Annotated in this window: 25 protein-coding genes; 18 read left to right on the forward strand and 7 right to left on the reverse strand. The window is 64.3% G+C overall.

What is annotated here, in order from left to right; translation table 11 throughout:
• The coding region (locus EN955_RS07280) for a 2-oxo acid dehydrogenase subunit E2 (RefSeq protein ID WP_206522605.1) at window positions 1-163 on the forward strand (163 nt) is incomplete at its 5' end.
• A gap of 114 nt (window positions 164-277) precedes the next feature.
• Window positions 278-646, forward strand: coding sequence for a hypothetical protein (locus EN955_RS07285; RefSeq protein WP_013529317.1), 369 nt, complete (start codon window positions 278-280; stop codon window positions 644-646).
• Here EN955_RS07285 and EN955_RS07290 read toward each other — a convergent pair.
• Window positions 643-1,614, reverse strand: a complete 972-nt coding sequence (locus EN955_RS07290; RefSeq protein ID WP_024503708.1) for a sugar-binding transcriptional regulator — start codon at window positions 1,612-1,614, stop codon at window positions 643-645. The genes EN955_RS07285 and EN955_RS07290 overlap by 4 nt on opposite strands.
• 258 nt (window positions 1,615-1,872) lie before the next feature.
• Between EN955_RS07290 and EN955_RS07295 the strand changes: the two genes are divergently transcribed.
• The 6 genes from EN955_RS07295 (at window position 1,873) to EN955_RS07320 (ending at window position 8,915) form a co-directional block, all read left to right on the forward strand.
• Entirely contained in the window at window positions 1,873-2,859 is a 987-nt protein-coding gene (locus EN955_RS07295; protein ID WP_024503709.1) for an ABC transporter substrate-binding protein, read from the forward strand.
• A gap of 92 nt (window positions 2,860-2,951) precedes the next feature.
• Window positions 2,952-4,655 carry an iron ABC transporter permease gene (locus tag EN955_RS07300; protein ID WP_024503710.1) on the forward strand — a complete coding sequence of 568 codons (1,704 nt, stop codon included), beginning with the start codon at window positions 2,952-2,954 and terminating at the stop codon, window positions 4,653-4,655.
• On the forward strand, window positions 4,643-5,719 hold the full coding sequence (locus tag EN955_RS07305) for an ABC transporter ATP-binding protein (protein ID WP_024503711.1): 1,077 nt from the start codon (window positions 4,643-4,645) through the stop codon (window positions 5,717-5,719). Before EN955_RS07300 ends, EN955_RS07305 begins: the two co-directional genes overlap by 13 nt.
• Before the next feature lie 2 nt (window positions 5,720-5,721).
• On the forward strand, window positions 5,722-6,888 hold the full coding sequence (locus EN955_RS07310) for an MBL fold metallo-hydrolase (protein WP_024503712.1): 1,167 nt from the start codon (window positions 5,722-5,724) through the stop codon (window positions 6,886-6,888).
• Complete coding sequence (locus tag EN955_RS07315) at window positions 6,885-7,643, forward strand: 5'/3'-nucleotidase SurE (RefSeq protein WP_024503713.1); 759 nt, start codon at window positions 6,885-6,887, stop codon at window positions 7,641-7,643. The genes EN955_RS07310 and EN955_RS07315 overlap by 4 nt, the downstream gene beginning before the upstream one ends.
• Window positions 7,644-7,751: 108 nt before the next feature.
• Window positions 7,752-8,915, forward strand: coding sequence for a DUF930 domain-containing protein (locus EN955_RS07320; RefSeq protein ID WP_024503714.1), 1,164 nt, complete (start codon window positions 7,752-7,754; stop codon window positions 8,913-8,915).
• On the opposite strand, the gene EN955_RS07325 is transcribed toward EN955_RS07320, so the two are convergent.
• Both EN955_RS07325 and EN955_RS07330 read right to left on the reverse strand, forming a co-directional pair.
• Window positions 8,912-9,586, reverse strand: a complete 675-nt coding sequence (locus EN955_RS07325; protein WP_024503715.1) for an HAD family phosphatase — start codon at window positions 9,584-9,586, stop codon at window positions 8,912-8,914. The genes EN955_RS07320 and EN955_RS07325 overlap by 4 nt on opposite strands.
• 94 nt (window positions 9,587-9,680) lie before the next feature.
• On the reverse strand, window positions 9,681-10,322 hold the full coding sequence (locus tag EN955_RS07330; protein ID WP_024503716.1) for a hypothetical protein: 642 nt from the start codon (window positions 10,320-10,322) through the stop codon (window positions 9,681-9,683).
• A gap of 196 nt (window positions 10,323-10,518) precedes the next feature.
• Here EN955_RS07330 and EN955_RS07335 point away from each other — a divergent pair, with 196 nt between their 5' ends.
• The 5 genes from EN955_RS07335 (at window position 10,519) to ptsP (ending at window position 15,349) form a co-directional block, all read left to right on the forward strand.
• Window positions 10,519-10,956 (forward strand): transcriptional regulator GutM, encoded by a 438-nt coding sequence (locus EN955_RS07335; RefSeq protein WP_013529327.1) that lies wholly within the window; start codon window positions 10,519-10,521, stop codon window positions 10,954-10,956.
• An 88-nt stretch (window positions 10,957-11,044) separates the two neighbouring features.
• Window positions 11,045-11,806: a PTS glucitol/sorbitol transporter subunit IIC gene (locus EN955_RS07340; protein ID WP_013529328.1), complete on the forward strand. Its 762-nt coding sequence runs from the start codon at window positions 11,045-11,047 to the stop codon at window positions 11,804-11,806.
• Window positions 11,807-11,822: 16 nt separating this feature from the next.
• The gene (locus EN955_RS07345; RefSeq protein ID WP_024503717.1) at window positions 11,823-12,824 is read left to right on the forward strand and encodes a PTS glucitol/sorbitol transporter subunit IIB; all 1,002 of its coding nucleotides are present in this window, start codon (window positions 11,823-11,825) and stop codon (window positions 12,822-12,824) included.
• 108 nt (window positions 12,825-12,932) lie between these two features.
• Window positions 12,933-13,313, forward strand: coding sequence for a PTS glucitol/sorbitol transporter subunit IIA (locus EN955_RS07350; protein WP_013529330.1), 381 nt, complete (start codon window positions 12,933-12,935; stop codon window positions 13,311-13,313).
• A gap of 56 nt (window positions 13,314-13,369) precedes the next feature.
• A complete protein-coding gene (ptsP, locus tag EN955_RS07355; RefSeq protein WP_024503718.1) occupies window positions 13,370-15,349 on the forward strand; it encodes a phosphoenolpyruvate--protein phosphotransferase in 1,980 nt (659 codons plus the stop codon).
• Window positions 15,350-15,363: 14 nt separating this feature from the next.
• Here the strand turns inward: ptsP and EN955_RS07360 are convergent, their stop codons facing one another.
• Window positions 15,364-16,161, reverse strand: a complete 798-nt coding sequence (locus EN955_RS07360; protein ID WP_024503719.1) for a hypothetical protein — start codon at window positions 16,159-16,161, stop codon at window positions 15,364-15,366.
• 156 nt (window positions 16,162-16,317) lie between these two features.
• Here EN955_RS07360 and EN955_RS07365 point away from each other — a divergent pair, with 156 nt between their 5' ends.
• Window positions 16,318-17,328, forward strand: coding sequence for a sugar-binding transcriptional regulator (locus tag EN955_RS07365; protein WP_024503720.1), 1,011 nt, complete (start codon window positions 16,318-16,320; stop codon window positions 17,326-17,328).
• Here EN955_RS07365 and EN955_RS07370 read toward each other — a convergent pair.
• From EN955_RS07370 to EN955_RS07380, 3 genes are read right to left on the reverse strand one after another with little or no spacing between them, the layout of a single operon-like run.
• On the reverse strand, window positions 17,315-18,166 hold the full coding sequence (locus tag EN955_RS07370; RefSeq protein ID WP_024503721.1) for a TIGR01459 family HAD-type hydrolase: 852 nt from the start codon (window positions 18,164-18,166) through the stop codon (window positions 17,315-17,317). The genes EN955_RS07365 and EN955_RS07370 overlap by 14 nt on opposite strands.
• A complete protein-coding gene (locus tag EN955_RS07375; protein WP_024503722.1) occupies window positions 18,163-19,437 on the reverse strand; it encodes an FGGY-family carbohydrate kinase in 1,275 nt (424 codons plus the stop codon). The genes EN955_RS07370 and EN955_RS07375 overlap by 4 nt, the downstream gene beginning before the upstream one ends.
• 7 nt (window positions 19,438-19,444) lie before the next feature.
• Complete coding sequence (locus EN955_RS07380; RefSeq protein ID WP_024503723.1) at window positions 19,445-20,488, reverse strand: class II aldolase/adducin family protein; 1,044 nt, start codon at window positions 20,486-20,488, stop codon at window positions 19,445-19,447.
• A 192-nt stretch (window positions 20,489-20,680) separates the two neighbouring features.
• Between EN955_RS07380 and EN955_RS07385 the strand changes: the two genes are divergently transcribed.
• Genes EN955_RS07385 through EN955_RS07400 form a run of 4 tightly spaced genes read left to right on the forward strand, consistent with a single transcriptional unit; the run spans window position 20,681 to window position 25,369 of the window.
• Window positions 20,681-21,457 (forward strand): DeoR/GlpR family DNA-binding transcription regulator, encoded by a 777-nt coding sequence (locus EN955_RS07385; protein ID WP_013529337.1) that lies wholly within the window; start codon window positions 20,681-20,683, stop codon window positions 21,455-21,457.
• Window positions 21,454-22,833 carry a carbohydrate kinase gene (locus EN955_RS07390; protein ID WP_024503724.1) on the forward strand — a complete coding sequence of 460 codons (1,380 nt, stop codon included), beginning with the start codon at window positions 21,454-21,456 and terminating at the stop codon, window positions 22,831-22,833. The genes EN955_RS07385 and EN955_RS07390 overlap by 4 nt, the downstream gene beginning before the upstream one ends.
• Window positions 22,830-24,374 carry a sugar ABC transporter ATP-binding protein gene (locus EN955_RS07395; RefSeq protein WP_024503725.1) on the forward strand — a complete coding sequence of 515 codons (1,545 nt, stop codon included), beginning with the start codon at window positions 22,830-22,832 and terminating at the stop codon, window positions 24,372-24,374. The genes EN955_RS07390 and EN955_RS07395 overlap by 4 nt, the downstream gene beginning before the upstream one ends.
• Window positions 24,371-25,369, forward strand: a complete 999-nt coding sequence (locus tag EN955_RS07400; RefSeq protein WP_024503726.1) for an inner-membrane translocator — start codon at window positions 24,371-24,373, stop codon at window positions 25,367-25,369. The genes EN955_RS07395 and EN955_RS07400 overlap by 4 nt, the downstream gene beginning before the upstream one ends.
• The last annotated feature ends 12 nt before the right edge of the window (window positions 25,370-25,381 follow it).

The raw sequence follows: 25,381 nt of genomic DNA on the forward strand, positions 1-25,381 counted from the left end.
CGGCGAGGAGCGGGCAGTGGTCAAGAACGGCGAGATCAGAATAGCCACCGTGATGTCGGTGACGCTGTCGACCGACCACCGCGCCGTGGACGGTGCGCTGGGTGCCGAACTGCTGGTCGCCTTCAAGAACCTCCTTGAAAATCCGATGGGCCTGCTGGTCTGATCCACCAAGCAGAAGCCGGCTCCGACTGATGCGCCGGCTTGCGACAGAAACGACTTGTCAGGCGCTGACCCTTGACCCATGTTCTATCTGGATTGCGATCCAGGGAGGCCAAATATGCCTGCATTCGACCCATCTGACGTCAAAACCCTGTTCGGCAAGGTCATGGGTGCGTCGCCATCCGACATCAAGCTGGTGGCGCAGCGCCTGCACGACCACGCCTTCGAGCCTCGCATGTCGGCGGAGGAGACCAGGCAGCTCGTCGCCAGCCTCGGCTATGACAGTCTGGACGCGTTCTGCGCCGACATCGGTCTGCCCACGCATATCGCCGAGCGGTGGAGCCGTTTTGGTGTTTCCGGCGAGATGAAGCAGGTGTTCACACTGTTGGCGGCGCAGCGCAAGCGGGTGGCCGAGGCGATCGCCGAATTCGAATCCATGACCCATGTCGGCGTCGAGGATTTTTTGCGCGAGCGCGGGCTCATCTAACCGCCTTTGGCAAGCAGCGCCGCGGCGGTATCGCTGTCAGTGATCAGCACATTGGTGTCGACGGCTTTCAGTGCGGCGAGGATCGCCGTGACCTTGCGCTTGCCGCCCGCGGCGAGAACCACATTCGGCACCTGGCCGACCACATCGAGATCGATGGCCATGACACGCCCGTTGACCTCGTGGTCCACCAAACGGCCATTGGCATCGACGAAATAGCACAGCATGTTGGCGACCGCGCCCTTCGCTTTCAACGGAGCGATCAGCGATGACGGAACGATGCCATGCCGGAAGATGGTGGCGTCGGGCGACATGTCGCCGACGGTGAGCAGGGCGATGTCGGCGGCGGCCGCGCGTTGGCGCACATCCTGCAGGGTCGGCTGTGCCCAGAGGAGATCGCGCAGCGAGGGATTGTCGACCGTGACCGGCGCGGTGATCTGGTAGCTGTCGACCTCGAAGACATCGGCGACCTTGGCAGCAACTATCGATGGATTGATCCATTGCGAGTGCGGCAGGCTGCCGACGAGCGCCACCACACAGGCATGCTTTAACTGCCGGCGGGCAAGGAAGCCGAGGCTGGCATGCAGGGTCGCGCCGCCACCGATGGCCAGTGTCATGCCGTCCTGCATCTGCTCGCCGAGATAGGCCGCGACGGCATGGCCGATGGCCTTCTCCAGATGGTCATGCGCCGAAGGCGTCGGGATGACGACGGCAGCATTCAGACCCCAGCGCTTTTCCAGCTCCCGCTCGAGCGCCACCTGCCCGGCGGTCGGCGCGTTGATCATGGTGACGACAATGCCCTCGGCGGTGCAGGAGGCCAGCGTACGCATGACCTTCACCCTGGAGACATCGAGCTTTTCGGCGATCTGTTCCTGGGTGAAACCTTCGACATAGTAGAGCCATGCCGTCTTGACGGTAAGGTCCGACGAGACCATCGGCAGGCGAGCCTGTCTTGGTTTTTCTGTGGTCATCGGTTCCTGTCCCTCATGAGCCGTGGCCTGACCGGTGCTCATCAAGGAAATACCGGCCGGATGTCAACTGATGCCGGATCTGCGGCGTGTCGATTGTCGCACATTTCTGTTCATTTGTAATTGACATCATACATATGAACATATTTTGTGGGTTTCACGCGCTGTGTCATCCACCAGTCATATGCGCCGTGCAGGGAGGAAGAGACGGGGAGCCGGCCAGAGCCGGACCGGTCATGCACAGAAAGACAGGAGGTCTCATTGAAGACGCACTTCATCAAGCTGCTGGCCAGCCAGCTGGCACTCGCGGCAACTTTGTTTGCCGGCGTGGCAAACGCCGAAACACTGACGCTCTACACGTCCCAGCCGGAAGCCGACGCGGCCAAGACCGTGGATGCCTTCAAGAAGGCGCAGCCGGGTATCGATGTGAATATCTATCGCTCCGGAACGAGCGACATCCTGACCAAGATGGCGGCCGAGTTTGCCGCCGGCAGCCCGCAGCCCGACGTGCTTCTGATCGCCGATGCGGTCTCGATGGAGCTGTTGAAGAAGGACGACCGGCTACTGCCCTATCCCGAGGCAAAGCTCGATGGCATCGAAGCGGATGCCTATGACGCCGACAAGACCTATTTCGGCAGCAAGCTGATCACCACCGGCATCGTTTACAACACCGCTGCGACCGAGAAGCCGCAGCATTGGGCCGATCTTGCCAAGCCCGCCTATGCCGATGGCCTGGTCATGCCGAGCCCGCTCTATTCGGGTGCCGCCGCCTACCTGCTTTCGGGCTTCGTCGGCGACGCCAATTATGGCTGGGATTTCTTCCAGAAGCTGAAGACCAACAACACCGTCAGCGTGCGCGGCAATGGTGCGGTGCTGAAGTCGGTGGCATCGGGCGAAAAGCCCTATGGCATCCTGGTCGACTTCATGGCGATGAACGCCAAGAAGAAGGGTTCCCCGGTCGAGTTCGTGTTCCCCTCGGAAGGTGTGCCGGCAGTGACCGAACCGGTCGCCATCATGAAGACCGCCAGGAATGTCGACGGCGCCAAGAAGTTCGTCGACTTCATTCTTTCCGATGACGGCCAGAAGCTTGCGCTTTCGATGGGCTATCTGCCGGCGCGCGCCTCGGTCGGCCGCCCCGAATGGCTGCCGGAAGGCGTCAAGGTCAAGGTGATGCCGTTCGACACCAAGGCAATCGTCGCCAAAACCGACGCCGACAAGGCGAAGTTCTCGGAACTGTTCGGCGGCTGAGCCGGCAATCCAGTCAGGGGTGCCGTCCCAGCGGTAGCCCTGACGGGCAAAACCCCGATCGCCTCGGCTGATCGACCCCAGGAAACGCAATCATGTCAACACGGATCAGGGAAAGCCGGGGCCAGGAAATGGTCCTGACGGCGGCGGTAGCCATCGTCATCGTCCTGCTTTCCGTGCTGCCGATGCTGCGCCTGATCAAGGAGATCGTGGCGCCCGGCGGCACGCTGTCGACCGTCGCGATAAAGGCGGGGCTCACCAGTCCGGCGACCTGGATCGCCACCTGGCACACGCTGGTCGTCGGGATCGGCGGCACCCTGCTTGCGGTGCTGTCTGGAACGCTGGTGGCCGTCCTCGTCACCCTGACCGATATCCGCGCTCGCAGCGCCATGGTGCTCTGTTACGTCATGCCCTTGCTGATCGCGCCGCAGGTGACGGCGCTGGCCTGGCTGCAATTGTTCGGCCCGGCAAGCCCGTTCCTCAAGCTGTTCGGGGCGGCACCGCCGCTCGGTACGAGGAACCCGCTCTATTCGACATCGGGCATAATCCTGCTGCTCGGCGTGCAGTATGGGCCGCTGGTTTTCCTGTTGGTGCGCGCCGGGCTGCGCAAGCTGCCGCGCGAGCTGGTCGAAGCCGCGCGGGCGGGCGGCGCCGGCTGGTTCACCGTGCTGGTCACCATCGTGCTGCCCTTGATGACGCCGTCGATCATGGCGGCCGCTGCTCTCGCCTTCGTCTCATGCGTCGGCAATTTCGGCATTCCGGCCTTTCTCGGCATTCCCGCCAACTATCTCGTGCTGCCGACGCTGATTTATCAGAAGCTGGCCGGCGGCGGCCCCGCCGTGCTCGGCGAAACCGCGTTCCTGTCGGTGCTGATCGGCATTATCGCCATGGCGGGCATCCTTGCCCAGGAGATCATGAGCCGCCGCCGCGACTATCGCATCAGTTCCACGTCGCTTTCGGCCGAGCCCTATGAGCTCGGCCGCTGGCGGCCCGCCGTGCAGGCCGGCATGTGGCTGCTGATCATCGTGGTGCTGGTCCTGCCGCTGTTCGGGCTGGTTCTGACATCGCTGGTGCCGGGCTACGGCATTGCGCTCACCGCCAAGACGGCGACGCTCGACAATTATCGCTTCGTGCTGTTCGAGCATGATGCCGCCAGTAGGGCTTTCTTCAACAGCTTCTGGCTGTCGATCGCGGCGGCCTTCTTCGCGGTTCTGGTCGCCGTGCCGATCGGCTATCTGATCGCCTGGGGCAAGCAGCGCTGGGTGCGGCTGCTCAATCTGTCGGTCGAACTGCCCTATGCTTTGCCCGGCGTGGTGCTGGCGATCGCCTCGCTGCTCATGTTCCTGCGGCCGATCCCGCTGACCGGCATCCAGCTCTACAACACCGTCTGGATCATCCTCTACGCCTATCTCGCCCGCTTCCTGGTGCTGGCGCTGCGGCCAACCATCAGCGGCTATCACCAGATCGACCGGGCGCTGGAGGAGGCGGCGCAAGTGGCCGGCGCCGGGCTGTTCACGCGCATGCGCACGATCATCTTTCCGCTGGTGGCACCGGCGGCGATCGCCGGCGGGCTACTGATCTTCATGACGGCGCTCAGCGAACTCACCGTCTCGGCGCTGCTGTGGTCGTCCGGGTCGGAGACGATCGGTGTCGTGATGTTTTCCTTCGAGCAGGGCGGCGATTCCAACTATGCGGCGGCGATGTCCGTCATCACTGTGGCGGTCACTTTCCTGTTGATGCTGGTGACCAATCTGCTTGCCCCCTACCTTCCGACCGGAGTGCTGCCATGGCGCGATTGAGCCTGGACAATGTGACCAAGAGCTTCGCCAATTTCGATGCCGTCAAGGACGTATCGATCGATGTCGGCGACGGCGAGTTCCTGGCAGTGCTCGGGCCGTCCGGCTGCGGCAAGACCACGCTGCTGCGGCTCGTTGCCGGATTCGAGAAGGTGACGTCAGGCGAGATCCGTATCGGCAGCGAGGTCGTGTCGGGCAAGGGCGGCAGCGTCGCGCCGGAAAAGCGGCGCGTCGGCATCGTCTTCCAGAACTACGCGCTGTGGCCGCACATGACGGTCGCCGAAAACATCGGCTATTCGCTGAAGGTGGCGAAGCTCGACAAGGCCGTCGCGCGCCAGAAGGTTGAAGACGCACTCGCCCTGGTCAATCTGCAAGGGCTGGGCGAGCGTCGGCCGGCCAATCTGTCTGGTGGCCAACGCCAGCGCGTGGCATTGGCGCGCTGCCTTGTCGCCGCGCCCTCGTTGGTTCTGTTCGACGAGCCGCTGGCCAATCTCGACGTGCATCTGAGGGCTTCGATGGAGGACGAGTTCGCGTCCTTCCACAAGCGCACCGGCACGACGATCGTCTACATCACCCATGACCAGGCCGAGGCGATGGCGCTGGCCGATCGGATCGCGGTGATGGATGGCGGGCGTCTTGCCCAGCTGGCGACGCCACGCGAACTCTATCATGAGCCGGCAAATGAAATGGTGGCTTCCTTCATTTCGCAGGGCATTTTGCTGCCTGCGGATGTGTTGAGCGCGGAAGAAAGAGGGCACTGCAAGGTCCGCGTTCTCGGCGCTGAACTGATTGTCCGCTGCCGGCCAGGCGAGCGGCCGCGAACCGGGGCAAAGGTCTGCTGCCGGTCGGCCGATCTCGACGTGTCGCCGGATGGCCCCGGCTTCGATGGTCTGGTCAAGCGGGTGATCTACCAGGGTGGCTCGGCGCGCATCGAATTCACGCCTTCGACCAATCCCGACCTCACCTTGCATTTCGAACAGCCCGATCCGGTCGCGCTGGAGAGCGGAGCCCAGGCACGCCTGCGGATACGCTCCGGCTGGCTGATCCCGGCGGCGGGGGCGGCATAGTGATGATGCTCGACCTGCTCGGCGGCTTTGGCGAAAAGGGCCGCACCAGCCTTGCTGTCAGCAGCGGCAAGGATCGCATCCTGCTCGACGTCGGCATCAAGGTCGGCGCCTCGGGGGCGGACTACTATCCGGCGCTGGATGGTTCGGTTGCCGACATCGATGCGCTGTTCGTCTCGCATGCGCATGAGGATCATATCGGCGCGCTGAGCTGGCTGCTGTCGCGCGGTTATGCCGGTCCGATCTTCATGACCGCCGAGACCCGCGACGAGGCGCCTGCCACGCTCGCGGGCTATGCTGAGCCCGAGGATTTCAGGCGGTTTCCTTTTCCCGAAGACCGCGTCGAATTGTTCGAGCCGGGCGACACGCTGGACAGCGGCAACCTCACGATCCGGACGGGACGCTCCGGGCATGTCGTGGGCGGCGTCTGGTTTGCCGTGGAGGATGGCGAGAGCCGCGTCGCCTATTCCGCCGATGTGGTGCCGGACAGCAATGTCTTCGTCATGGACACGATCCCGCACTGCGACCTGCTTGTCCTCGATGCCTCCTACGGCGCCGATCCGGTGCCGGGGGCGGCGCGTGCGCGCGAAATCTCGCAATGGGTTGCGAGGCATTCGGGCGGGTGTCTTTTGCCGACGCCGCTCTCGGGTCGGTCGCTGGAGCTGATCGCGGCCTTGCCAGGGCCGTTCGCCATCCATGCCGGCATGCGCTCGTCCCTGGAAGCGCAGATCGGCGCCACGGCAGCCCTGTTGCCGGGCGTTTCAACGTTGCTGCGCCGCCGCCTGCAAGACGCAGCCGACTGGACCGATGCCGATCCCCTGCCGTCCATGCCGCTGCTGGCGGATGACGGCATGGGTGAAGCCGGCCCATCGTCGCGCCTCTTGCCGCGTGCCGACCATTCCGGTTTTCCGGTGCTGCTTACCGGGCATCTGCCGTCAGGTTCGCCGGGCGATCTGTTGCACAAGGCCGGCCGGGCGGACTGGGTACGCATGCCGACCCATCCGACGCTGTCGGGCAATGTCGATATCTGGGAGAAGGCCGGCCGTCCCGCGGCACTCGGCCATTCCTGCACGCCGGATCTTCTCGGCGACCTGCAAACCCACATCCCGTCGCTGCGCACGCAATGCCGCACCGGCCAGCGCATAGTGGTGTCGGAGGCAAGAAAACGATGAGAATTCTGATCTGCAACGATGACGGCATCGAAGCGCCGGGGCTTGCCCGTCTGGTCAATGCGGCAAGCGCGTTGTGCGACGATGTCTGGGTGGTCGCGCCCGACGGCAAGCGCACCGCCGCCGGCTCGTCATTGACGATTGCCAGGCCGTTGACCATGCGGCGCCTCAAACCGAACTGGTACGCCTGTTCCGGCACCCCGGCCGATTGCGTGGTAAGCGCCATGACCTGGTTGTTCGCCGATACGAAGAAGCCAGATCTGGTGCTGTCGGGTGTCAACGATGGCCGCAACGTTGCCGAGGACCTTGCCTATTCCGGCACGCTCGGCATTGCGCGGGAGGCGACTTTCTGGGGCGTTCCGGCCATTGGCTTCTCACGCGTGAAAAATCCTGATTTCACCGATGGCGACGACCAATGGCTTGGCGCGCTGATCGTGTCCCTGTGGCAATCGCGCGCCGACTGGGCCGCTGAGGGTCATTGGCTGAGCATCAACCTGCCGACCTCGCTGCCGGCCGAAATCCGCCAGCCGCGCATCGGTCGCGACAAGATCGCCCGCAAGGCCGAGATCGTGGAGAGCGACGGCGACCGCACGGTCATCACCGTGCCGCGCGGGCGGGCTCACGACAGCCAGCCGGGCGACGAGAACGACGCGATCGATGCCGGCTTCATCAGCATCAACCGGCTGAACTGGCTTGGCGAGACGCGGCTGGACGAACGGTTTCTGGACGGGATCCCGCGCCAGCGGCAAACTGGCTGACCTGAGGTCTGCGCGTCGTCATCCGATCACCAACCTGTCAGCGGTTAAATCAAGCCAATCCACTACCTATGCTTGAAGCCGCCGCTATTTCATTCCACATCGGTGCGGATGAAGGGCGAAACAGGAGAACGGCGGCGGCATTTGCTGTGGGCTTTGCCCGCATCGCTGATCCTGCATGCGCTCATCGCGGCGTTTCTGATCTATGGCCTGCCGAGACCCGAGCAGCAGCCGGTTCAGCAGGAACAGCCCGTCAATGTCGCGATCGTGCCGCCGCCCGAGAAGCCCAAGCCGAAACCTGCTCCAAAGCCGCCGGAACCGACACCTGAAAAGAAGGCTGAAAAGCCGCCTGAACAAAAGCCGCCGCCGCCGAAACCGCCAGACGACCAGGTTCTGAAGCGCGTTTTCCAGTACGGCCAGAAAGATACCGGGCCGGAGAAATCGCTCGACGGAAGCAGCGCTAAACCCAACACGCCGTCGCCGGCCAAGGATGAGGCTGCAAAGCCGCCTGTCGCGCCGACACCCGCGCCGACGGAGCCCGCCCCGGCTGCAACGCCACAGCAGAAGGCAGACCCCAGCAAGCCTGACGAGAAGCCGGCCACCGTTGCGCCGGACGAAAAGCCCGCGCAAAGCGAGGAAAAGCAGGCGACCGAGGACACCGACAAACAGCAGCCGGACAAACAAGAACTCGCACCGCAACCTGACGAAAAGCAAGCCGTCGTGACGCCAAAGCCATTGACGGCTGAGACCGGTGACAAGCCGGCGCCTCCAGCTTCGACTGGAAAGGCAAAGTCCAAACCTGCCAAGACAATGACGTTCAAACCCGCAAGAGCTTTCAAAGCGCCGATCGGGAATGCTGGAAGGTCAAATCCCACCAACAACGACGTTGCAGGATCACCAATCTATTCCGGCCTTCCGGGCGTCAGAAAGCTTTACTCGCAAGGGGCAACCGGCAATGCGTTCGCTACAAGCTCCATGGAGAATGTGCCGCGCGGTCAGCGGGTGGCCACCCTTTGCGGCAACGTTCTGAGCCGGGAACTGCAAAGTGCCGACTATACGGTCAAATGGGTGCCAACCATTACGCTGGACAAAGGCAATGTTCTCAATCCTCCGCAGGCCGCCTTCAGCACCAGAAACGCTTGGTACAACCTAAATTTCCGATGCGAAGTCGACGCCGATGCGACGAGGGTCCTGTCCTTCAACTTCCGTGTGGGCTCACTCGTGCCGCCTGGCGAATGGGCCAGCCGTGGATTCACAAAGTATCGTCTAAACTAGGCCGGCACACCAAACCTAGCCAATTGCCGGCTAACTTCTTGCCAGTCGGCGCAGACGAAATCGGCACCGGCAGCCGTCAGCCGCGCGGCGTGCTCGGCATAGGTATGGCCGCCACCGGTGTAGCCGATCGCCGTCATGCCGGCGGCGATCGCGCCCTGGATGCCGAAGGGCGAGTCCTCGATGACGATGCAGTCAACGGGATTGGCGCCGATCTTGTCCGCCGCGAAGAGGAAGATGTCCGGCGCGGGTTTGCCGTTCTTGACCATCGAGGAACTGTAGATCGCATCGCCGAAGAAACGCGCCAGCCCGGTCACCGCAAGGCTGTGGTTTATGCGCTCGACGGAGGAGGACGAGGCGACACAGCGGTCGCCCGCGAGCGCCTCCAGAAAGGCAGTGATTCCCGGTGTCGGCTTCAATTCCTGCGAGAACAGCACCTTGGTCTCGGCCCAGATGTCGCCGTCCGCCGCCGCCGGAAACTGGTGGCCGGTCAAATCTTTGATCCTGGCGATGATATCGGACTGCTTCATGCCGATGCATTGGGCGATGACGCTGGTGTTGACGCCGGGCATGCCGTGCTTTTCGTAGACGCGCTCATAGGCGCGGGCGGCCAGAGGCTCGCTGTCGACAAGAACGCCGTCGCAATCGAAAATAATAGGCCTTGGTCGCGCCACGCGTTTCCCTCTCGAGTCAATTTTCGCACATCGCTATCGGCAAAAAGTCAAATGTTCAATAGCACGTGCGTTTTTGGGGACGCGAAGAGCGGGCTCAAAGCTGGCGCAACGCATCGCTCGCACGGGAAGACCCGAGCGCCCGTTGCATGGCTTGCCGGGACTGCGCGCGATCCGGGGTGATCCAGTTCGGTTCGGCGCCGAGAAAGCGGTCGAGGAAAGCCACCGCATAGGCCGGCATCTCGGTCACATTCTCGCGATAGGACCACCAGGTGCGCAAATCGTCGGCGCATTTGTCGATGCCGGGTGCCGTGCCGAATTCCTGCTCGTGGATCGCCGAAATCACCGAGACGCAGTAGTTGGTGTAGAGGAAACCCTCCGGCCAGAAGCGGACGATTTCCAGCGTGCCGGCGTTCGTTTCCGTCTCGATCAGCTGCGTGAGGCCGGAGATTTCCTTGGCCGGCGCCTGTTTTATCAGCTCACGCAGCACGAGGCCGGCGGCAAAGACGATGAAGTCGGCGCGGTCGATCGCGGCGAAGCGCTTCTGCGCCTCCATGATCTCGACCCAGTCGAGAAAGGCCCTGGTGAGCTTGGCCTCGTCGATCTCGAAGCGCACGCCGAACGTGTCCGAGACCACCTTGGCGCTGCCGCGAAAGGTGGCGCGGAACCAGCGCAACTGCCGCAGCCGATGGCGAAGATCGGGCATCAAGGCCAGTTCGTCCCTGAAGGGCAGGTCCATGTTTCCTCGTATCCTGTTTCCCGGTCAGCCTAGCACAAGCGCGCCGCCGCCGAAATCTGTCAGCGGCCCTGTAGATGACCGCTTCAGAGCCCAATATCATACATATTGACATTCTCGGAAACAAATGTTCTCACTTTGCTGTTGTCACGCGCCGGTCCAAGGTGCGATTCAACTGAGGCTTCGGGAGGAGAACCGAATGGCGATTTGGCAGTGGGGACTGCTTCTGCTGGTTATCGTGTGGGCGCTGCAGTCGCTCGGCGTCTGGCTGCAGATGCGGCATTATTCGGATGTCTTCAGGGGCGTCACCGACCAGTACAAGGACGGCTTCGTCGGAGCCGGCAATTTTCGCGGCCGGTTGGCCAAGGGCACCATCGCGCTCGTGGTGGTGACGCCCGATCTGGTCGTGCGCCGCCTGATGGTGATGAGCGGCCGTTCCGTCTTCACCAAGTTCAAGAGACATGAAGAATTCGAGGGTGTTCCCCTCGATCGACTCCGGTCCAACCCTGCAATCATGGGGGAGGGGGAACCCGGTGTGGCCGAGGCCGTGAAACGGGCGATCGAGCAGATCGACAAAACACGGTCGGAGCCGGGGAAGAAGCCGGGCCTGTCCGGTTTGAACGTAGCAAGGGCTTAGAGCCGGATGATTTCGGGCTCTAAATCAAAGGGATAGAGGACGCCGCGCACCGACTGGGATCAACCGGCGGGTGGCATAAGGAGGAGAAATGTCTGTATTTTCGTTGTTGGCGCAGCATGCCGACATGGCCGTGCACAATCTGCATGTCGCAGGTGCCATGGTTTCGGATGCCGCATTGCATGGCAAGCTCGCTGTCGAGCATGCCTCCGACCATCTCGTTGTCCTCGCACAAGCGGACAGCGGACCGATCACCGTCGATCAGTTCAAGGAAAAGCTGAAGGACGTCCAGCAGGAAGAGCAGCTCGGCTGGCTGACCGCCATCGGCAAGTACTTCATCGGCATCTTCCAGAAGGGTGGCGAGGTCTTCGCCGGCTTCGTCACCGGCATCATTCCGACGCTGGTGGTGCTGATGACGGCCTTCTATGCCGTCACCGAACTGGTCGGTGAAGAGCGCGTGCATGGCCTGGCGCGCGGCGCCGGTCGGATCGCGCTGACGCGCTACACGCTTTTGCCGCTGCTGGCGGTGTTCTTCCTCACCAATCCGATGGCCTATACGTTCGGATCGTTCCTGGAAGAAAAGCACAAGCCAGCCTTCTATGACGCGGCCGTGTCCTATGTGCACCCGCCGCTCGGCCTGTTCCCGCACATCAATCCCGGCGAGTATTTCGTCTGGGGCGGCATTCTCGTCGCGCTGCTGGAGCTGGAAAAGAAGGGCGTCGTCGTCGCCGGCTACCACGTCAAGGTGGCGATCTGGTACGCCATCGTCGGCCTCGTCGTCATCCTGCTCAAGGGCATGCTGACCGAACGCATCACCGCGATCATGGCACGCCGCCAAGGCGTCGAGCTGTAAGGGCGGGGAGGACATCATGGCCAAGACATATAAAGCCGTAAAGATCTCCCAGGGCAAAACCGGCTGGGGTGGCCCGCTCATCATCGAGCCGACCGAACAGCGCAGCAAGGTGGTTTCCGTCACCGGTGGTGGCATTCACCCGGTGGCGCAGCTCATCGCCGACATGACCGGCGCCGAGGCCGTCGACGGCTTCAGGGCACCGCCGATCGAAAGCGAGATGGCGGTTGTCGTCGTCGATTGCGGCGGCACCGCACGATGCGGCGTCTATCCGCGCAAACGTATCCCGACCGTCAATCTGACGCCGGTCGGTCAATCCGGGCCGCTGGCCCAGTTCATCACCGAGGACATCTACGTTTCGGGCGTGAAGCCGGCCAACATCACAATGGCGGACGGATCCGAAACGATCACGACTGCAGGGGGAGCAGCAGCGATGAGTTCAAGCAACAATGCGACCGCGGCACCACAGCCGCTGCCGAGCGAAGGTGGGCTGATCGGCCTCATCAGCACGATCGGCCGCGTCATGGGACGTATCGTCGGCATCTTCTTCAATGCCGGCCGCCGCACCATCGACCAGGTCATCCGCAACGTGCTGCCGTTCATGGCCTTCGTGACCATGCTCATCGGTCTGATCCTGTATACCGGCATCGGCGATGTGCTGGCGCAGCCGATGGGTCCGCTGGCCAACAACATCGTCGGCCTGCTGATCATCTCGGCGATCTGCGGCCTGCCGTTCCTGTCGCCCATCCTCGGGCCAGGCGCTGTCATCGCGCAGGTCATCGGCGTCGCCATCATCGGCCCGCAGATCGCCAACGGCACGATTTCGCCGGCAATGGCACTGCCGGCGCTGTTTGCCTACAATACCCAGGTGGGCTGCGACTTCGTCCCCGTCGGCCTGGCGCTCGGCGAGGCCAAGCCTAAGACGATCGAAATCGGCGTTCCGGCGGTGCTCATCAGCCGCCAGATCATGGGGCCGGTCTCGGTGCTGATCGCCTGGGTCGTCAGCCTGATCGTGTTCTAAGGCAATTCCGGGAAAAGCGCACAATGCTTTCCCTTGGAAACTGCGTCAAAACAAAGAGATAGAGCGGTTCACCGCTCTAGGGAAAGTTGAGAAAATGAGGTTCGCCATATGACGGTTCTTTTGAGAACACGGGTCACTGCCATCGGCCCCGAAGTGGCGGACCTTGCCGAAGGGGGCGTGGTCATCCTGTTTGCGGATGGCTCGCCGCCGGAGCTTGCCGAGGTTTCGGTGCTCCACAAGGCGGAGCAGGGACCAAGTGACGGAGCGCCCGCCAAGGGCGCTTCGATCACCCTCGGCCCGGTTGCCGCTGTTATCACAGCGGTCGGCTCCAGCGCGTGGAGCAAGGTGCTGGAAATGGGCCATGTCGTCATTTCGTTCAACGGCGCTACCGAAGCCGAGAGACCGGGCGAGATCTGTGCGTCGCAAGTCGATCCGCAAGCGCTCGTGGCCGCCCTGAAGACCGGCGCGATCATCACCATCGCCGCCTGACAGCATTCGCGCCGCGGCCCATGTTGGGAGCGGCGCCCAAAACCAGAGTATTTGCCATGGAACGCTCGACCATCGTCAGAGTGCATGAAGGTTTGCACGCCCGTCCCGCGACGCGGTTCGTGAAGCTCGCCAAGGGCTTCGAATCCGACGTCGAACTGGTCAAGGACGGCAAGGCGGTCAGCGCCAAGAGTTCGGTCAAGCTGATGCTGCTGGCGGTCAAGGAGAACCAGGAAGTCACGGTGCGGGCGAATGGTGCCGATGCCATCGAGGCGCTCGAGGCGCTGATCGGCTATCTCGAGAATCCGCGGGCCGGCCTCGATGATGAAGCGGAAGCGCAGAGCCCGGCCAACGATGCCGGGCAGGAAGCGGCACCCGCGCCGGGATCCATGCCGGCGGCACCTGGCGGGGCAAACCGCTTGCGTGGCGTGGCCGCCAGCGAAGGTTTCGCCATCGGCCCGGCCTTTGCGCATTTCCCACCCGATATCGCCGGACAGGGCCGCATGTTGCGGGCCGAGGAGATAGAAGGCGAGATCGACAGGTTCCGCACGGCCGTCGGCGCGGTCCAGGCCCGCATGGATCATGCGTTGGCGCAGGACAGCCTGTCGGCTGGAGACCGCGGCATCGTCGCCGCGCTGCGCGATATCGCCGCCGACGACAGCCTGGCTGGTGAGGCCGAGGGCCTGATCAAGGGCGGCAACGACGCGGTTTCCGCCGTCATCACCGCCGCCTCCACCATTGCCGCCGAATTCAGCGCCGTCGACGATCACTATCTCAACGCGCGGGCGGATGATGTCCACGCCCTTGGGCGGCAGATTTGCCTGGTGTTGCTGGGCCAAGACGATGTCAGCCTCGAAAACATCCCCGAAGGGGCTATCCTGATCGCCGACGACATCGGCGCCTGGGATCTGGCACGCGCGCCGCTGAAGCGTATCGGCGGCGTGGTGTGCGGTCATGGCGGCGCCACCTCGCACATCGCCATCATCGCGCGCTCGCACGGCATTCCGGCCGTGCTCGGCCTCGGCGACCAGGTCAATGCCTTGCGTACCGCGCGAGACGTCGCGCTCGACGGCAATGCCGGCCATGTGATCATCGACCCCGACGAGGCGACCCGTGCCGATTTCGCCGGCCGCGTCGAAGCGGCGGCAAAGGAGCGCGCCGGGCTGACCATCTTCAAGACGGTGACGCCGAAGCTCGCCGACGGCAGGATCATCGAGGTGGCGGCCAATATCGGCTCACTCGAGGAAATCGAAGCGGCGCAAGAGGCTGGTGCCATGGGCATCGGCCTGTTCCGCACCGAGCTTTTGTTCATGCGCCATATGCATCTGCCCTCGGAAGACATGCAGGCCGAGACCTATGCGGCGCTGGCCAAGGCTTTTGCGCCTTATCCGGTCATTGTGCGCACGCTCGACATCGGCGGTGACAAGCCGATTGCCGGCATCGAATTTCCCGACGAGGAAAACCCCTTCCTCGGCTGGCGCGGCATCCGCATGTGTCTCGACCGGCCCGACATCTTCAAGCGCCAACTGCGGGCGCTGCTGCGCGCAGCCGTGCACGGCAACATCAAGGTGATGCTGCCGATGGTGTCCGACCTCTCGGAGGTCAGGCAGACGCGCGTGCTGGTCGACGAATGCACAGCCGAGCTGAAAGCCGAAGGCGTGCCGCACGCATCATTCGACCTCGGCGTCATGATCGAAACCCCGGCCGCCGTGCTGATCGCCCCGGCGCTGGCCAAGGAGGTCGCTTTCTTCTCGATCGGCACCAACGATCTGACCCAGTACATCATGGCCGCCGATCGGCTCAATCCGACCGTCGCCAAGCTCAACGATGTCACCAATCCGGCCGTCATGTCGGCGATCGAAATGACAGCAAAAGCCGGCGTCGCCGCCGGTATCATGGTCGGCATGTGCGGTGAGGCGGCCGGCCGTCCGGATCTGATTGCGACTTTCGTGAAGATGGGGCTGACCGAACTCTCGATGAGCCCGGCTTCGATCCAGCGCGCCAAGAAAGCGATCATGGCCATGGCCGCCGAAGGCTAGCCCAGGCCGGCTGACTACGGCAGATGGGCAAGCAAGGTGGCGAAGACCGGGGTCAGTTCAGCGATCGGGTTTGCCTTGGCGCAAGCCTGAACGATGCGATCGTGGCGAATATCCGCCGCCAGGATGGCGATCTCCAGCATATCCGGCTCCGGCGCGCCGTCCCTGCCGGTGGTCGCCAGGCCGCAGGCCAAAGCGAGCGGCGCCAGGCAGCTTATGTCGAGCGCCCGGCCGCCCGCCGGCGTTCCCGGCTCGGTCTCGGCAAAGCGAACGGGACGCTGATTGAGGCACTCGACCAGCAGCGCCGAGCAGGTGGCCGCGATTGCCTGCAGTCCGGCACCCGGCGCGGCCAATGCGGCCAGGAGATCGCCATGCCGCTTGCGCATCGTGGCATGGACGGCCGCGAAATCGGCTTCGTGGATGCGGGCATTGTCGATGTTCAGGCCGGCAAGCACCGCTTTGGTCAGATAATACATATCGCGCCGGAATAGGCGCTCGGCGTCCAGTTGGCGATCCTCGTTGCCGACCGGGAAATAGGTGCCGAGGCCCTTCACCGTGGTGCCGTCCACCTTGATCGGGCGCTCATGCGGGACGAAAGCTTCGGCGATCGACAGTGCTTCGTCGACGGCACTCGCGGCATGGCTGAGCAGGCCTTCGATGCCCTTGCCTGGAAACGGTGGCAGATGGCTGGTTGCTTCGCGCAGGATGCTGGCATGGCCGCTGCCGTCATGGCGGCTCTGGCGGATGATTTCGCGGACTTCCCGCAGCCGGTCCTTCAGATTGACGCGGACATCTTCGGAGATTTGTCGGAGCATCGCGGATCGCCTTGAAATTTGCTGCGGATAGCCGACCGGGGCAGCCGCCACTCTCTACATTGTTCCTATCGATAGGTAGATCAATAGGCGATACTAGACCAGCATGCAGAATCGGCGGCGGCGCCCTCGTCCGTCGCCGCAGGGGGAGAGACAGACTTGGGCAGACGACGACAGGGCGAAAGCGAAGACGGTCGAGGCGAGGCAACCGAGCTGGTCGCCAGCGAAAGCCGGACGGATCGCCTCAGGATTCGCGCCGCCTGGATGTATTTCGTCGAACAGATGACGCAGAACGAGATCGCCGACGTGCTCGGCGTCGGTCGCGTCACCATCGTGCGCATGCTGGCGGATGCCCGGGCGCGCAACGAAGTGAAGATCACCATCGAGAGCGAATTGTCGGAAATCGTGCGGCTTGAGCGCGCATTGGAGAAGACGTTCGGGCTGCAGCAGGCGCTGGTGGCGCCGCTTTCGGCAGCCGATGCCGATCCCATACCAGCGATCAGCGCCAAGACCGGCAGCTTCCTGTCGGACACGATGAAGTCCGGCATGCGGGTCGGTGTCGGCTGGGGGCAGACGCTGTTCTCGAGCCTGCCTTTCATCAGCGCCAAGTCGCTCACCGACTTCAAGGTGATTTCGCTGCTTGGCGGTGTCGGCGTCGTGCGCCGGGTCAACCCAGCCGAGTTCGCCTGGCGCTTCGCTCAGATATTCCAGGGCGACGGCTATCTGATGCCGACACCAGCCGTGGTCGACAGCGTCGAGACCAAGATCGCCCTGATCGAGCGCTGCGGCCTGCAGGAGATTTTCGAAATGGCCGACGTGCTCGATGCCGTTCTGCTGAGCGTCGGCGGGATCGCCTCGGCCACCACCTTCTCTCGTGGTGGCTTCCTCAAGGAGGCGGATCGGGAGGCCCTGCTTGCGCGTGGCGCCGTGGGTGACCTCCTGTTCCATTTCTTCGACCGCAACGGCGATCTGGTCGACCATCCCGTCAACAGCCACGTGATGTCGGTGGATGTCGACCGTCTGCGAAAGGCGCCGATCCGCATCCTCACCTCCGGTGGCGAGGAGAAGACCGAAGCGCTGCTCGGCGCCATGACCCTCATTGCCCCAACCATCCTGATCACCGACGAGGAGAGCGCGCGGCGCATGCTGGAAGCGGTCAGCGGAAGCTGAAGCTGTCCATGATGTAGTCCGGCCAGGCCTGCTGTTCGTCGAAAACAGCGGCGAGATCCGGTGTGTCCGCCAGTATTCCGCTCAGCACCAGCGCGGTGGCGATGCCGGTGCTGTTTCCCCCCGATATGTCGTGTTCGACGCTGTCGCCGACGCAGACCACGGTGCCACGGTCCGGCTCGCCGGCCAGCGCCAGCGCGGCGTCGAAAATCGCCGTGTCGGGCTTGCCGATGCGGGTAACGCTGCCGCCCAGGCTTTCGTAGAGATCGGCCAGCCGGCCGGCGCCGAAGCGAGGGCCAACGGCCGTCAGCATGATCATGTCGGGATTGGTGCAGAAACACGGCACCCGCCGCTCCGCCGCCGGCGCGAACAGTCTGCGATAATGGTCAAGGTCAAAGCGGTCACCCTCGCTGGCCGCGATCAGCACCAGCTCGGCCTCATCGCCGGACCCGGTCAGCGCAAATGGCAGGCCTTCGATCGCGGAACGGTCATTGTCGCGGCTGATCAGCAGGCATTTTGTCCCCGGGCGCAGCTTTCCCGACGTTGCCATCTCCCCAAAGGATCGCCACGCCACCTCGCCGGAAGAAACGAAATGATCCCAGCTTCCCGGTTCGAAGCCGAGTTTTATGAGCCGGCTTTCATTGGGTTGAGCCCGCCTGCCGGAGTTCGAAACCAGCACCACCGTCTTGCCGGCGCGTTTCAGCGCCGATAGCGCTGCCACCGCGCCTGGATAGGGCCGCGTGCCGTCGTGCAGCACGCCGAACTGGTCGAGCAGGAACACATTATAGCGCTCCGCCAGCGGCCCGAGGCCGTCGAGACGTTCGATCGTTTTCGCGCTCATAGGAGTCCTGCCCGGCTTGCACCCATCAGCGCCAGCCGCGCCGTGCCGGCGGCGGCCTCGTCGGAAAGCGCGGGCAGGAAATCGACGCCGAGCCTGCGACGCCGGATTGCCGTCCAGGCCGGGTTCGCTGCCCCGCCTCCGACGCTCCTGACCGATATCAGCGTGGGCGCGCCGAGTTCGGCAAGCCTGTCATAGCCGAGCGCTTCGATCGCGGCGATGCCTTCGAACATCGCTTTCAGATAATCGGCGTCGTCCGCCGGCCGCGGCGCAAGGCGAGGCGGCAGCGCCGGATCGGCGATCGGAAACCGTTCGCCCGTGGCGGGAAGCGGATAGTAATCGAGGCCGGTGCCCGTCTCCGGGTCGATTGTCGCGCTGAGTTCGATGATACGGGCGAGCGGAAAGTGCTGGGCCAGCACCTTGCCGCCTGAGTTCGAGGCACCGCCCGCCAGCCAGGCGTTGCCGAGCCGATGGCTGTATATGCCGAAGCGCGGCGCCGAAATCGGCCGGTCGGACAGGATCTTGATGGTCAGCGAGGATCCCAGCGCAGTGACGCCGTCGCCGATCGCGGCAGCACCGGTCGCCAGGAACGAGGCGCAGCCATCCGTGGTGCCGGCGACGACGGCCACATCGCGCGGCAAGCCGAACAGTTCCCCGGCTTCCGCGGTGAGGGCGCCCGTGACCTCGCCCGGCACGACCACGCGCGGCAGCAACTCCATGCGCATTCCGGTCGCCGCGATCCATTCCGGCCAGCGGCGGGCCTCGACATCATAACCTGTCTTCAGGGCATTGTTCTCGTCGCTGACGTCGAAGCGGCCGGAGAAGTTTCCGGCAATCCAGTCGGCCTGATGCAGCACCATTGCAATACCCGGTAGATGGTGGAAGCGCAGGGCCTTGGCGAGGCCGGATGTCGCTCCGTGCGCTGCACTTGCAGCCGGCGCGGTGCGGGCGATCGCGGCCAGGATGTCGCCGTCATCGACCTTGTCGTTGTACATCAGCGGTTCGGCCAGCGGCCGCCCGGCGGCGTCGACCGGCAGCAGCGTGCCGGAGGTGCCGTCGACGGCGATGGCGCAGACCGCCGTGCGGTCGATGCCGGAAAGCAGCTCCGTCAGCACAGCCTTCACCGCTTGCCACCACGCCGTGGGGGCTCGGCCATCGCCGCCAAACCTGTCGAGTGGGACGGCCGAATGCCCGGCTATGGAAAAATCACGGCGCATGGCGACGGCGCGCGCACCTGATGTGCCAATGTCGATGCCGATGACAAGTGGCATCATGTCCATGCTAGCCGCCAGCCGCGTTGAGCTTCTGGCGATACTGCTCGGCGTCCCAGTTGACCAGCTCGTCATTCTCGGAAGCGGTGAGATAGTTCAGCCGCGCGGCGATGTCGATGCGCGCCGTCACGTCGGCGAGGCAGCGTTGCATGGCATCGGCGCCGGCACTGGCGTCGCTGCGCATCAGCACGCCTGCGCCGGGAAACAGGATCGCCGCAGGCGACGTGCCCAGTCTCGCAACGACATCGGCCACGGCCTCGCCTGGCTTCGCCACGACGGAGCCCTGGCCGAGGAAGATGACGTGGTCCGGATAGAGGCTGCCGGCCTGCGCCATGCGGCGGCTCTCAGGGTCGAGCGCAACCGCATGCGCTTCGACATCGGCCGGCAATCTGTAGCCGCTGTCGCCGGCAAGCGCGGCCAAGGCGTCGAGGTCGGGTGCGGCGGTCGCGCGCGCCGGCCGGGCCAGCAATGACCTGATACGGCGCAGCAGAAGCTCCGCCCCGGCGACGGTTTCGGCAGCGACGACCAGCCCGTGATTGCCAAGGATCAGCACGTCGACACCAGGCCGCAGTTTTTCGGCAATGCCGCGTGCAAGCGGCAGGCCGGGCCGGAAATAGGGCACATAGGCCCATTCGATGCCATCGAGCCGCTTGGCGACCTCGGCCTCGCCATCGGCCTGCACGGCAAGCGAGATGGTGTCGACGCAATGGACATGCAGAACGACGCGCTGCGGCATCAAAGCGTGCACCGTGGTCTCGATCGATGGCCGCAGGCCGCGCGGGTTGAGCGCTGCAATGGTGAAACCCTGCGGCTGGTCGGCGGCGCGATCGCGCTGTTCGACGGCTTTCAGCAGCGGCGCCATCGCCACCGGCACCATGATGTCATCGACGAGCGCGTCTTTCAGCCAGGTGCCGGAGGCCTTGATCCACAGCGTGTCGCCGGCTTTCAGCGAGGTGTTGCCGCCTGCCGCCTGGGTGAGATGCGGGCTCCGCCCGATGCTGGCCGAAAGCGCCCGCAAGGCCGCCAGTTCCTGCGCGTCAGCTTGGGTCGCCATGGCGCTTTTCCTCCAACGGCTCGGCCGTGTCCTGCGCGAAATCCCGTTGCCGGGATCGAATTGGCGCTGATATCGCAGAAACGAGTGATCTACGTCAATAGTGATCTACTGTCATCAAACACGCTTGCAATCCGACTAATGTTGAGTAAGTTACGCCAATTGCCATGGAAAATGGCATCCGGGAGGAAAGAATTGAGCGACTCCGGCCGTCAGCGTCAGATCGTCGAACTGTTGCGGGATCGTCCGTTCGCTTCGGTGCGCGAGTTGCAGGAGCGGCTTGGCGTTTCAGCCGCGACGGTCAGGCGCGATATCGACAGGATCGACGAGGCCGGCGAAGCGCGGAAGGTCTATGGCGGCATCTCGGCGCTCGACGGCGCTTCCCAGGCCGGTGTTGCCTACGCCAGGCCCTACGACGAGAACCGCGACCTTGCGGTCGAGGCCAAGCGGCAGATCGCCGCTCTCGCGGCGACCATGGTGCGCGACGGCGACGCCGTCATCGTGCATGGCGGCTCGACCTGCTTCCATCTGGGCGTCAAGCTGGCCGAGCGCAACATCCGCCTCTACACCAACTCGATGCCGCTGGCGGCCTATCTCAGCGACCACGGCCATTGCAGCCTGACGGTTGCGGGCGGTGATCTGCATCGCGAACCCGGCATCATCCATTCGCTCAGCCAGGCCGTGCCCTTCTATGCCTCCAAATTCTTTCTCGGCGCGCAAGGCCTTGGCCAGGAAGGCGTGATGGAATCGCACCCGCTGCTGGTACGCTCGATCGTCGATCTCAGCCTTTGCGCCGACCAGATCGTGGTGCTGGCCGACAGCCGCAAACTGTCGATCCACGCGCGCAACGTCGCGCTGCCGCTTTCCCGCATCGGCACGCTGGTCACCGACGACGGTCTCTCCGACGCCGATGCGCGCATGCTGGAAGACGCCGGCGTCATGGTGCGGATAGCCTCGGGAGCCATCCAGTGAAGGTGGCTGTCCTCGATTTCGGCAAGACCAATTCGAAGCTGTTCGTCTTCGGCCAGGACGGGCGGATCATCGACGAGCGCCGGACACAGCCGAAATGGATGCGCCAAGGCGGCTTCAGCGTGCTCGACGAGGCGGCGCTCCACCATTGGGCGCTCAGCGCCGTTGCCGATGCGGTCGACGGTCATGGAATGGAAGGGGTCATGGTGTCGGGCCATGGCTGCACCTTTGCCTTGGTCGACGAAGCGGCGCTGACGCATCCGATCCTCGATTACGAGCAAGAGCCGCCGGCCGAGATTGCCGCGCGGATCGATCGCCGCATTCCGGACTTTTCCGAAACCTTTTCGCCGCGGCTGCCGCTCGGCTTCAACTACGGCCGCCACATGCTGTGGCTGCAGGAGGTCGATCCCGACGCGTTCGCTACGTCGAAATCGATCCTCGGCTATCCGCAATACTGGAGCTGGCGCCTTGGCGGGCGGGCGGTCTCGGAAGTGTCCTATCTCGGCTGCCATTCGCATCTGTGGGCGCCGCGGAGCCAGGACTTTTCCTCGCTGGTCAACGCGCAGGGCTGGCGTGACCGGATGCCTGGCTTCGAGCGCGCCGGCACTGTTATCGGCGAGCACCGCCTCGACGCTGCGGCGCGACCGATCGCCATCCACAACGGCGTCCATGATTCGAATGCGGCGCTCTATGCCTATCGCCGGCAGGAGCTTGGCCCGGTCACCGTCGTTTCGACCGGCACCTGGGTCGTCGTGCTCAATCCGGACTGCCCGCTCGACACGCTCGACCGGGATCGCGACATGCTGGTCAACGTCGATGTCGATGGCGGCCCGGTGCCGACCATCCGCTTCATGGGCGGGCGCGAATTCGCAACCATCAGCGGCGGCTGGCAAGGCGAGATCGCCGGTCCGGTGGTGCAGCGGGTGATCGATGCCGGCATCATGGCGCTGCCGAGCTTCGCGCCAGGCGGGCCGATGCCCAGTCAGTCCGGCCGGCTGGTGGGGCGCACGCCCGATGCCGAGGAACGCGCGGCGGCGGCGCTGCTCTACGTCGCGCTGATGGTCGATCTGTCGCTCGACCTCATCCATTCGAACAACACGGTGATCGTCGATGGCGGGCTGAACACAGGCGGTGTGTTGGCCGGACTGCTGGCGCAGTTACGTCCCGGCCAGGCTTTCCTGCAGGGCGCCACGCTGGAGGGCAGCGCCACGGGTGCAGCGGCGCTCGCCTTCGAGAGCGTCGGGCGCGAATTCGCCGCCGAAGTTCCAGAGCCGGTGCACGCGTCGCGTTTCACTGGGTTGGCAGGCTATCGCAGCAATTGGCGTGACGCCACGATGGACCGGAGCGTCGCCGGTGCGGCAGTGGGAGGCGCGCGATGAGTGCGATTGCCCAGGCTGAGACGGCGCGCCAGCCGGTGCTGGAGATGCGCCACATCTCCAAGACGTTCGGCGCGATCCGTGCCTTGCACGATGTCTCGCTCAGCGTCCATGCCGGGGAGCTGCACGCCTTGATGGGCGAGAACGGCGCCGGCAAGTCGACATTGATGAAAGTGCTTTCAGGCGCCTATCGGCCGGATGCCGGCGGCGAGATCCTGATCGACGGCATGCCGGCTGCGACCGGCGATCCGATCAAGGCGCGCGCCAGCGGCGTCGCGGTGATCTATCAGGAGCTGTCGCTGGCGCCCAATCTGACGGTGGCGCAGAACATCTTCCTCGGCAACGAGCCGCGACGCTTCGGCATCGTCGATCGCGACCAGTGCACGCGGCGCGCCAGCGAGATCATCAAGCGGCTCGGCGTTTCCTTTTCGGCCCGCGACATGGTCTCCAGCCTGTCGCTCGGCGAGCGCCAGCTGGTCGAGATCGCCCGCGCGCTATCGACCAATGCGCGCATCATCGTCATGGACGAGCCGACCACGTCGCTGACCTCGCGCGAGACCGACCGGCTGTTCGAGGTCATCGCGACGCTGAAATCGCAAGGCATCGCCATCATCTACATCAGCCACCGCATGGAAGAGGTCTACCAGCTTGCCGACCGCGTCAGCGTGCTGCGCGACAGCGGTTATGTCGGCACGCTCGAGCGTGCCGACCTCAGTGCCTCGCGCCTCGTCTCGATGATGGTCGGCCGCGATTTGTCGGCTTTCTACAAGAAGGATCATCGGCCGCCGGACGAAAAGCGCGCGGTGGCGCTCTCGGTGCGCGCCATGTCCGACGGCCGTCTCCTGAAAAACTGTTCGTTCGACCTGCACAAGGGCGAGGTGCTGGCGCTGGCGGGTCTGGTCGGTTCCGGCCGCACAGAGCTTGCGCGGCTGATCTTCGGCGCCGACAGGCACATTTCAGGCACGCTGGAACTCGACGGCAAACCTGTAACCATCGGCTCGCCGCGCGAGGCGCTCGATGCCGGCATCGCCTATCTGACCGAGGACCGCAAGGAACTCGGCCTGTTCCTCGACATGTCGATCTCCGACAATATCAGCATGGGCGTGCTGGCGCGGGATTCGCGCGCCGGCGGCTTGCGCGACTTCGCGGCCGCCGAAAGGCGTGCTTCCAAGGCCGTTGCCGATCTCTCCATCCGCACCAGTTCGGTGCAGGCCAATGCCGGCTCGCTGTCGGGCGGCAACCAGCAGAAGGTGCTGCTCGCCCGCCTGCTCGAGACCGAGCCGAAGGTCGTCATCCTCGACGAGCCGACTCGCGGCGTCGATGTCGGAGCGAAATCGGAAATCTACCGGCTGATCGACAATCTCGCCAAGCAGGGCATCGCCATCCTGATGATCTCCAGCGAACTGCCCGAGGTGATCGGCGTCGCCGATCGCGTGCTGGTGATGCGCGACGGAAAGATATCGGGCGAGGTGACGGCATCGCAAGGCGAACCGCTAAGCCAGGAGGAAATCATGGAACTTGCAACGGGAGCGGCCCAGCAATGACCGACAAGGCGACCGAGATCAGCGCAGTCGGCCAGGCGACCGGCACGAGCCGACGGTTGCGCACGGCTTTCGCTGCCCTTGGCATGCTGCCGGTGCTGATCCTGCTGGCGGCCGGCTTCCAGTTCCTGAACCCGCGCTTCCTGACCGAGACCAACCTGTTGATCGTCACCCAGCAGTCGTCGATCAACATCGTGCTGGCGGCCGGCATGACCTTCGTCATCCTCACCGGCGGCATCGACCTGTCCGTCGGCGCCATCCTCGCCGCATCGGCGATGGTGGCGGTGATCGTATCGCTGGTGCCGGACTGGGGTTTGCTCGGCGTGCCGGCGGCCATTCTGGTCGGCCTCGGCTTCGGCCTCGTCAACGGGCTGCTCATCGCCTACATCAAGCTGCCGCCCTTCATCGTCACGCTGGGTTCGCTGACCGCGGTGCGCGGTGTCGCCCGCCTGCTCGGCCAGGACACCACGGTGTTCAATTCGGACCTGCCGTTCGATTTCATCGGCAACGGTTCGCTGTTCGGCATCCCGTGGCTGGTCATCATCGCACTGTCGGTGGTGGTGCTGTCCTGGGTGGTGCTCAAGCGCACCGTGCTCGGCACCTGGATCTACGCCGTCGGCGGCAATGCCGAAGCGGCGCGGCTGACCGGTATCAAGGTGCCGCTGGTGCTGCTCTTCGTCTATGGCGTTTCCGGCCTGCTGGCCGGTCTCGGCGGCGCCATGTCGGCGGCCCGGCTCTACGCCGCCAACGGCTTGCAGCTGGGCCAGTCCTACGAACTCGACGCTATTGCCGCGGTCATTCTCGGCGGCACCAGCTTCGTCGGCGGCGTCGGCTCGATCTGGGGAACGCTGATCGGCGGCCTGATCATCGCGGTGCTCTCCAACGGGCTCATCTTGGCCGGTGTCTCGGACATCTGGCAGTACATCATCAAGGGATTGGTCATCATCGTGGCGGTCGCCCTCGACCGCTACAGGCTCCAGGCAGGAGCAAGAACGTGATTGACCTTAGTC

Origin of the sequence: Mesorhizobium sp. M7A.F.Ca.CA.001.04.2.1, assembly GCF_003998485.1 — a bacterium.
Lineage (GTDB): Bacteria > Pseudomonadota > Alphaproteobacteria > Rhizobiales > Rhizobiaceae > Mesorhizobium > Mesorhizobium ciceri.

What these genes read in the sequence shown, in the direction of transcription:
- EN955_RS07285 (WP_013529317.1), top strand. Translation starts at nt 278, where the DNA reads ATGCCTGCATTCGACCCATCTGACGTCAAAACCCTGTTCGGCAAGGTC.
- EN955_RS07290 (WP_024503708.1), bottom strand. Translation starts at nt 1,614, where the DNA reads ATGACCACAGAAAAACCAAGACAGGCTCGCCTGCCGATGGTCTCGTCG.
- EN955_RS07300 (WP_024503710.1), top strand. Translation starts at nt 2,952, where the DNA reads ATGTCAACACGGATCAGGGAAAGCCGGGGCCAGGAAATGGTCCTGACG.
- EN955_RS07305 (WP_024503711.1), top strand. Translation starts at nt 4,643, where the DNA reads ATGGCGCGATTGAGCCTGGACAATGTGACCAAGAGCTTCGCCAATTTC.
- EN955_RS07310 (WP_024503712.1), top strand. Translation starts at nt 5,722, where the DNA reads ATGATGCTCGACCTGCTCGGCGGCTTTGGCGAAAAGGGCCGCACCAGC.
- EN955_RS07315 (WP_024503713.1), top strand. Translation starts at nt 6,885, where the DNA reads ATGAGAATTCTGATCTGCAACGATGACGGCATCGAAGCGCCGGGGCTT.
- EN955_RS07320 (WP_024503714.1), top strand. Translation starts at nt 7,752, where the DNA reads ATGAAGGGCGAAACAGGAGAACGGCGGCGGCATTTGCTGTGGGCTTTG.
- EN955_RS07330 (WP_024503716.1), bottom strand. Translation starts at nt 10,322, where the DNA reads ATGGACCTGCCCTTCAGGGACGAACTGGCCTTGATGCCCGATCTTCGC.
- EN955_RS07335 (WP_013529327.1), top strand. Translation starts at nt 10,519, where the DNA reads ATGGCGATTTGGCAGTGGGGACTGCTTCTGCTGGTTATCGTGTGGGCG.
- EN955_RS07340 (WP_013529328.1), top strand. Translation starts at nt 11,045, where the DNA reads ATGTCTGTATTTTCGTTGTTGGCGCAGCATGCCGACATGGCCGTGCAC.
- EN955_RS07345 (WP_024503717.1), top strand. Translation starts at nt 11,823, where the DNA reads ATGGCCAAGACATATAAAGCCGTAAAGATCTCCCAGGGCAAAACCGGC.
- EN955_RS07350 (WP_013529330.1), top strand. Translation starts at nt 12,933, where the DNA reads ATGACGGTTCTTTTGAGAACACGGGTCACTGCCATCGGCCCCGAAGTG.
- ptsP (WP_024503718.1), top strand. Translation starts at nt 13,370, where the DNA reads ATGGAACGCTCGACCATCGTCAGAGTGCATGAAGGTTTGCACGCCCGT.
- EN955_RS07360 (WP_024503719.1), bottom strand. Translation starts at nt 16,161, where the DNA reads ATGCTCCGACAAATCTCCGAAGATGTCCGCGTCAATCTGAAGGACCGG.
- EN955_RS07370 (WP_024503721.1), bottom strand. Translation starts at nt 18,166, where the DNA reads ATGAGCGCGAAAACGATCGAACGTCTCGACGGCCTCGGGCCGCTGGCG.
- EN955_RS07375 (WP_024503722.1), bottom strand. Translation starts at nt 19,437, where the DNA reads ATGATGCCACTTGTCATCGGCATCGACATTGGCACATCAGGTGCGCGC.
- EN955_RS07380 (WP_024503723.1), bottom strand. Translation starts at nt 20,488, where the DNA reads ATGGCGACCCAAGCTGACGCGCAGGAACTGGCGGCCTTGCGGGCGCTT.
- EN955_RS07395 (WP_024503725.1), top strand. Translation starts at nt 22,830, where the DNA reads ATGAGTGCGATTGCCCAGGCTGAGACGGCGCGCCAGCCGGTGCTGGAG.
- EN955_RS07400 (WP_024503726.1), top strand. Translation starts at nt 24,371, where the DNA reads ATGACCGACAAGGCGACCGAGATCAGCGCAGTCGGCCAGGCGACCGGC.